Raw genomic sequence first — 935 nt, 5'->3', positions numbered from 1 at the left:
AGTCGTCTTCGCTGCCTCGCGTGAGGTGAAGATCACGTCGTGGACGAGCTCGGTCTTCAGCGTCGCGAAGAAGCTCTCCGCGACGGCGTTGTCCCAGCAGTTGCCGCGGCGGCTCATGCTGCACGTGATGTCTGCTGCCTCGAGGGCAGCTCGGTAGTCCTTGGCCGCGTACTGCGAGCCTCGATCCGAGTGGAACATCAAGCCGGCCTCGGAGGGCTCTCGCTTGCCGAGGGCAGCTCGCAACGCATCGAGGACCAGCTCCACCCGCATGTGCTCGGCCATCGACCAGCCCACCACGCGACGGGAGAACAGATCGAGGACCACGGCCAGGTACATCCAGCCCTGTAGGGTCCAGATGTACGTGATGTCAGCGACCCACACGCAATCGGGCTCCTCGACGTCGAACTGGCGAGCGACGAGGTTGGGGGCGATCGGCTCGTCGTGGTTGGAGTCCGTCGTCCTGCGAAACTTCGGTCGCCTGCGACCCACGATCCCTTGCTCTCGCATCTGTTTCTCGACTCGCTTGCGGCTGACCTTGAACCCCCGCTCGAGGAGCTCTGCGTGGACACGTGGGCTGCCGTAGGTCCTGCGGCTGTTCCTGTGGATCTCGACGATCTCGGCGGCGAGCTTCACGTTCTGCTTGGCTCGTTCCGAGGGCTCGCGATCCCGCCACGCGTAGTACCCCGAGCGCGAGACCTCGAGCACCTCGCACATCATGGCCACGGGGAAATTTGCCTTCTCCGCCTCGATGATCTCGAAGACCTCGATGCCTATCCCATCTGCTTGGCGAAGAAGGCGCTGGCTTTTTTTAGGAACGCGTTCTCCATCTCGAGCTGCTTGTTGTCGCGACGGAGCCTCGCGAGCTCCGCTCGCTCCTCCGACGTCATCGGGCCGTTGGGATCGGCGGCCTGGTCGATCTCCGCTTGCTTGATCCA

General features: G+C 63.7%; 1 protein-coding gene. It reads right to left on the bottom strand.

From position 1 onward, the window contains the following. Positions 1-935 (bottom strand): IS3 family transposase (locus OEB96_RS00365; RefSeq protein ID WP_407674594.1); only part of this gene is annotated, 935 nt, incomplete at both ends.

The organism is Paraliomyxa miuraensis (assembly GCF_026337845.1).
GTDB lineage: Bacteria > Myxococcota_A > Polyangia > Nannocystales > Nannocystaceae > Paraliomyxa > Paraliomyxa miuraensis.
The sequence above is the reverse complement of the archived record's forward strand: the minus strand, read 5'-3'. Positions and strand labels throughout refer to the sequence as shown.